This window comes from Pinirhizobacter sp., from assembly GCF_035317885.1.
Lineage (GTDB): Bacteria > Pseudomonadota > Gammaproteobacteria > Xanthomonadales > Rhodanobacteraceae > Pinirhizobacter.
The window spans coordinates 1-6,315 of the sequence record NZ_DATHFX010000112.1 but is presented as its reverse complement, the minus strand read 5'-3'; the positions used below and the strand labels follow the sequence as shown (position 1 = coordinate 6,315).

The following is a 6,315-nucleotide window of genomic DNA, read 5'->3' as shown; positions in this document are numbered from 1 at the left end:
CGTCGCCGCGGGCGACTACGAGCACGGCAAACCCGCGCCCGATCCCTACCTGCTGGCCGCCGAACGGCTTGGCGTGCCGGCGGATCGCTGCCTGGCGCTGGAGGATTCACATAACGGCGTGCGCGCGGCACTGGCTGCGGGAATGATCACCGTGATGGTGCCGGACCTGCTTGAGCCCGACCTCGATGTGCTCGCCGGCAGCGCGCGGGTGGTTGAAACCCTGCACGATGTGGAGCGCGCGCTCGCCTTGCATGGACAATGACTTGCCGCCGGGTTCACGTGCCGGCGCGGAGCATGGCGGCCACTGCCAGCCACGGAGCATCACCATGCCCGAGAAGAAGACGCAAGCCCGCGCCCGCGCCGACAAGCGTGCGGGTAAGTCCGCCAGCACCCAGGCCGGTGAATACGTCCACGAGGAAATCGAACAGGTCCGCGAAGGCAAGCATGGTGCCCGTTCGGCCAAACAGGCCATCGCCATCGGCTTGTCCAAGGCGCGACGCGCCGGTGTCAAGGCGCCGGTGAAGAAAACTGCCAGCAAGGCGACGAAGAAGAAAGCCGCGCAGGATACCGCCGCTTCCCATCGCAAGGGCGCGGCAAAGAAGACTTCGGCCAAGCGGTCGACGGCTGCGAAAAAGGCCGCACGTACCAAGGGCCCGGCGGTGCGCAAGGCCGCGGCGAAGAAGGCGGCACGCAAGCGCGCCGCCAGCTGATGCGGTAATCAGTTCGGCTGCGCGGGAGCGGCGGAGAGCTTCTCCAGCAGCTGCATCTGCACGTCGCGGGGCGGCTGCGAGGGGGTGGCGTGTACATAGGAACCGTCGGCCTGCAGGATCCAGGCGTTGGCGTTGTCCGCCATGTACATGTCCAGCTCTTTCTTCACCCGCTGCTGCAACTTCTTCCCCTCGATGGGGAAACCGGTTTCCACGCGCCGGTCGAGGTTGCGTTCCATCAGGTCGGCGCTGGACAGGTACAGCAAGGGCTCGCCGGCGTTGTGGAACCAGTAGGCCCGGCTGTGCTCCAGGAAGCGGCCGACGATGCTGCGTACGCGGATATTCTGCGAGATGCCGGGCACGCCGGGACGCAGGCAGCACATGCCGCGCACGATGAGGTCGACCTTCACGCCGGCGATCGAGGCCCGGTAGAGCGCGCGGATGACCTTCGGATCGGTGACGGCGTTGACCTTGATGACGATTTGCGCCGGTGCGCCCGCCGCCGCGCGACCGGTCTCGGCGGAGATCAGGTCCAGCAGGGTTTTTTTAAGGGTGAACGGCGCGCGCAGCAGGCGCTTCATGCGCAGCACCTTGCCCATGCCGGTGAGTTCGCTGAAGAGCCGGTGGACGTCCTCGCAGAGGGCTTCGTCGGACGTGAGCAGGCTGTAGTCGGTATACAGGCGTGCATTGCCGGTGTGGTAATTGCCGGTACCCAGGTGGGCATAGCGCACCAGCTGGCCGTTCTCGCGGCGCTGCACCAGCATCATCTTGGCGTGGGTTTTCACCCCTACCACGCCGTAGATCACGATGGCGCCGGCAGTCTGCAGGCGCGATGCCAGAGACAGGTTCGATTCCTCGTCGAAGCGCGCGCGCAGTTCCACCACGGCGGTCACTTCCTTGCCGGCACGTGCCGCTTCCACCAGCGCATCGACGATTTCCGACGTGGCGCCGCTGCGGTACAGCGTCTGCTTGATGGTCAGCACCTGCGGATCCATCGCCGCCTGGCGCAGCAGGTCCACCACGGGGGTGAACGACTCGTAGGGATGCAGCAGCAGGATGTCGTGGGCGGCGATCGCCTGGAAGATGTCCGCGCCGGCACGCAGCGATTTCGGTAGCGAGGGCACGAAGGTCGGATACTGCAGGCGGGCGAACTCAGGCAGCGCTGCGATGGAGAACAGACGCGCCAGGTTCACCGGGCCGTTCACCTCGTAGAGCTCATCCGGGCCCAGCGCGAACTGCTTGAGCAGGTAGTCGATCAGTGGCCGGGGGCAATTGTCGGCGACTTCCAGGCGTACGGCGTCGCCGAAGCGGCGCGATGAAAGCTCACCGCGCAGCGCGCGGGCGAGGTCGTCCACTTCGTCGGCATCGATGGAGAGGTCGGCATTTCGGGTAAGGCGGAATTGATAGCAGCCGAGCACCTTCATGCCCGGAAACAGTTCCTCGGCATGGGCGTGGATGATCGAGGAGAGCAGGATGAAGTTGTCGCCATCGACGTTGACCTCGTCGGGCAGCTTGATGATGCGCGGCAGGATGCGTGGCGCCGGGACGATGGCCAGGCCCGAATCACGGCCGAAGGCGTCCACGCCTTCCAGCTCGACGATGAAGTTGAGGCTCTTGTTGACCAGACGCGGGAACGGGTGGGTGGGATCCAGCCCGATCGGCGTCACCAGCGGAGCCACTTCCTGGCGGAAGAAACGGCGCACCCAAAGCTTCTGCTTGTTGGTCCACTGCGCGCGGCGGACGATGCGGATCTTGCGCTCGGCCAGCGCCGGCATGATCTGCTCGGTCAGTATGCGGTACTGGCGCTCGATCACCTTGTGCGCCAGTTCGGAAATCTCCGCCAGCGCCCGCTTGGGACTGATGCCGTCGGCGCCGATCAATTCGTGGTCGAAGGCGATCTGCTGCTTCAGGCCCGCCACGCGGATCTCGAAGAACTCGTCCATGTTGCTGGAGAAGATCAAGAGGAATTTCAGTCGTTCGAGCAGCGGCTTGGATTCGTCCACCGCCTGTTCGAGCACGCGGATATTGAACTGCAGTTGCGACAGCTCGCGATGGATGTAGAGCTCAGGTTGGGACAGGTCCACCGGCGCCGCTGCGGGCGCGGACGCTGCTACTGGCTCTGACGCGGCTGCCGGTTTCCCCGCCACTGGCGCGGGCGGGGCGTCCATGTCGGGCGTGGTCTGGGTAGCTGGATTCAAGCGACGCTCCGGTCCTTTGGTCACTGATCACCTTAAGGCATGCTGGCTGACGGATTTGTGACACGGCGAGCTAGCCCTCTAGGCGAGCTAGCCCTCTAGAATAGACCTCTTTAGGCCTTACGCGCCTCGCGCGCGTCAAGCCTGGCCTGCCGCCAGTTCAGCAGCGGCGTCACCGTTACCCCGTGCAGCACGATGCTTGCCACCACCACGGTGATGGCAAGGTCTGCGATCCGCCCCGCGGCCGGCTCCTGCAAGCCGTGGGTGAGGGCGTAGGCAAGGTAGTTGACGCTGCCGATGCCGCGGATGCCCAGCCAGCCGAACAGCAGGCGCCGTGGCCCGGGCGCGCCCGAGCCCATCGTGGCGATCCACACCGCTACCGGACGGATGACCACGAACAAAGCCAGGGCCAGGCCGAGGCCGACCAGATCGATCCGAAGCGCCAGCGCCGCGCCGAGAAGGAATACCAGGCCGGCGGCGATCAGGCGTTCCACCGTATCGCCGAAACTGAGCGCGTCGCTTACCACCCACCCCACCGATTCGGCGGGATCGCCTGCGTCCTGGACGTGCCGGCGATTGGGGTTGACCAACACTTCGGCTGGGGGATGGTCGTCATCGTCATTTTGCGTTGAGGCGTGCGGATGGCGTGCCACCACGTACAACTCAGCACGCCGCAGGCCGACGCCTGCGGCGAAGGCCGCCAGGAACCCCGACGCCGAGACGGACTGTGCCGCGGCGTAGGAAAGCGCCATCAGGGCCAGGGCGAGGAAATCGTTGGGGGCAATGTCCTTTTGCGAGCTCTTCAGCCGGACGCCGATGAGACCCACGCACCAGCCGATGGCAAACCCGATCGCGACGCCGGCGAGCAGCCCCCACAGCACATCCACCGCAAGCCAGCGTGCCCAGGGACTGGACCCACCAGGGGCAAGCAGGGCCATGGCCAACAGCAGCACAGGCATGGCGGAACCGTCGTTCAGGCCCGCCTCGCCCGACAGCGACACCCGGAGGTTGTCGTCGTCGCTGGCGTCGTCCACCGAGATCAGGCTGGCCAGCACCGGGTCGGTGGGCGCCAGGATGGCGGCCAGTGCCAGTGCCAGCGGCCAGGGAAATCCAAGCCACGCATGGACCAGCCATGCCAACCCCGCCACCGTCAGCACCATGGCCGGGAAGGCCAGGCGCCAGGCCAGGCGCCAGCCGATATCACTAAAGGGCAGGCGCAACTTCAAGCCGGTGATGAACAGCGACGCAACCAGCGCCATCTCGGTGACATGGCCCAGCCACGTCACATGGCCGGAGATATCGACGCGGATGATATCCAGCCCCCAGGGTCCGGCGATGATGCCTGCCGCCAGGAACAGCCCGAACGAGGTGATGGGGCCACGCTGGATCAGGCCCGAGGCAAGTGACATGGCCAGGAGCAGGACGCCAACGGCAGCCGTCCAGCCGAGGAAGTCCATGATGCGGCCCTTATGCAGGATGGTTGGACCGATCTTTCACGCCTGGGCATGAAACTTAGGCAAAGAACCTCAGCCTGCGAAAACGGGCTCGGGCTCCAACTGGACGCCGAACCGCGTCGCCACGGCCGCCTGCACTTTCCGCGCGAAGGCCAGCAACTGCGGCCCCGATGCCTTGCCATGGTTCACCAGCACAAGGGCGTGCCGTCCGGAAATGCCTGCGTCACCGTCGCGGTGGCCCTTCAGGCCAGCCGCCTCGATCAGCCATGCAGCGGAGAGCTTTGCCGTGCCACCGGCATGCGGCCACGACGGCAGGCCCGGATGGGCCAACTGCAACGCGTGCGCCTGTGCGGCGCTGACGATCGGATTCTTGAAGAAGCTGCCGGCATTGCCGATGACGGCTGGGTCCGGGAGCTTGCGCGAGCGAAGCCGCACGACTGCTTCGGCAATATGGAAGGGTGCGGGTTTTTCCACCCCCATGGCGGTGAGTTCCTCGCCGATCCCGGCGTAGTCCAGTCGCAGCCGCGGCGTGCGGGGCAGGGCGAAGGTCACCGCGACGATGATCCAGCGATCGGGCTGGTGCTTCATGGTTGAATTGCGATACGAGAACGCGCATGCATGGCGGTCGAGTGTCACGAACGCCCTGGCCTGCCTGTCGTAGGCCTCGACGCTGTCGATGAATTCGCCCACTTCCACGCCATAGGCGCCGATATTCTGGATCGGCGCGGCGCCCACGGTGCCCGGGATCATGATCAGGTTTTCGAGTCCTGCGTAGCCCTTGCCCAGCGACCAGCGCACGAAATCGTCCCAGCGTTCGCCCGCCGCCACGCGCAACAACACGTGGTCGTCGCGCTCGAACACCTCCACGCCCTGCGTTGCCATCACCAGCACCGTGCCGCGGTAGTCGCCGGTGAACAACACATTGCTGCCTTCGCCCAATACGAAAACCGGTCCTTCCGCGACGGCGGGATAGGCCAGGACCTCCGGAAGCTTCGTCGGATCGCGCACTTCCACCAGCAGGTTGGCGCGGGCGTCCACGCGAAGCGTGTTGCGGCCGGCCAGGGTGGCGTTGCTGGCCAGGGCGAATCCGCCAAGGTCGGTCAGCGGCTCGATCATGCCGGGTTCCCCTGGCGGCGGATTTCCTCGACGCATTCGCCGATGAGCGAAGGGCCGCGGTAGACCATCCCTGAATACAATTGGATAAGGCTGGCACCGGCGGCGATTTTCTCCGCCGCCTGGGCGCCTTCGGTGATGCCGCCGACGCCGACGATGGCGATTCGTCCACCCAGGCGCTCGCGCATGGCTTGAAGGACGGCGGTGGACCTGGCAAAGAGCGGTGCACCGGAGAGACCGCCCGCTTCCTGGGCGTGCTCGCCGTCGATGCCTTCGCGCGATACCGTGGTGTTGGTGCAGATCACCCCGTCGATGCCGCTGGCCAGCAGCACCTGGGCCATGCCGTCGAGTTCGGCGTCGGTGAGGTCGGGCGCGATCTTCAGCAGCATCGGTTTGCGCTTGCCGGTGGACGCCAGGCGCTCTTGCGTTTCGCGCAGATCGCCGATGAAACCGCGCAGGGTTTCTTCGTCCTGGAGGTCGCGCAGGCCCCGGGTATTGGGCGAGGAAATATTCACCGTGATATACGATGCCAGCGGCCATGCCCGCTCAAGGCACAGCAGGTAGTCGTCAACGGAGCGCTCGTTGGGCGTGTCCTTGTTCTTGCCGATATTGATGCCCAGCACGCCGCGGTAGGTGGATTTGGCGACGTTGCGCACCAGTGCATCGATGCCGTCGTTGTTGAAGCCCATGCGGTTGATCACCGCTTCATGCGCGGGCAGGCGGAACATGCGTGGACGGGGATTGCCTTCCTGCGGGCGTGGCGTGACGGTACCGATTTCGATGAAGCCGAAGCCCAGCGCACCGAGCGCATCGATATGGTCGCCGTTCTTGTCCAGGCCCGCCGCC

General features: G+C 65.8%; 6 protein-coding genes. 2 read left to right on the top strand and 4 right to left on the bottom strand.

What is annotated here, in order from left to right; all coding sequences use genetic code 11:
• Positions 1 to 262: HAD family hydrolase (locus VK519_RS03495; protein ID WP_324347719.1), on the top strand; the 262-nt coding region annotated here is incomplete at its 5' end.
• Positions 263 to 326: 64 nt separating this feature from the next.
• Positions 327 to 710: a DUF6496 domain-containing protein gene (locus VK519_RS03490; protein ID WP_324347718.1), complete on the top strand. Its 384-nt coding sequence runs from the start codon at positions 327 to 329 to the stop codon at positions 708 to 710.
• Between the two features lie 8 nt (positions 711 to 718).
• Here VK519_RS03490 and ppk1 read toward each other — a convergent pair whose 3' ends face one another.
• The 4 genes from ppk1 to pyrD all read right to left on the bottom strand — a co-directional run.
• The gene (ppk1, locus tag VK519_RS03485) at positions 719 to 2,875 is read right to left on the bottom strand and encodes a polyphosphate kinase 1 (RefSeq protein WP_324347720.1); all 2,157 of its coding nucleotides are present in this window, start codon (positions 2,873 to 2,875) and stop codon (positions 719 to 721) included.
• Positions 2,876 to 3,015: 140 nt separating this feature from the next.
• Complete coding sequence (locus tag VK519_RS03480) at positions 3,016 to 4,359, bottom strand: cation:proton antiporter (RefSeq protein ID WP_324347717.1); 1,344 nt, start codon at positions 4,357 to 4,359, stop codon at positions 3,016 to 3,018.
• A gap of 69 nt (positions 4,360 to 4,428) precedes the next feature.
• Positions 4,429 to 5,472, bottom strand: coding sequence for a UDP-N-acetylmuramate dehydrogenase (gene murB / locus VK519_RS03475; protein WP_324347715.1), 1,044 nt, complete (start codon positions 5,470 to 5,472; stop codon positions 4,429 to 4,431).
• Positions 5,469 to 6,315, bottom strand: an 847-nt coding sequence (gene pyrD, locus VK519_RS03470) for a dihydroorotate dehydrogenase (quinone) (protein WP_324347713.1), incomplete at its 5' end; no start/stop codon positions are given. The genes murB and pyrD, both read right to left, overlap by 4 nt.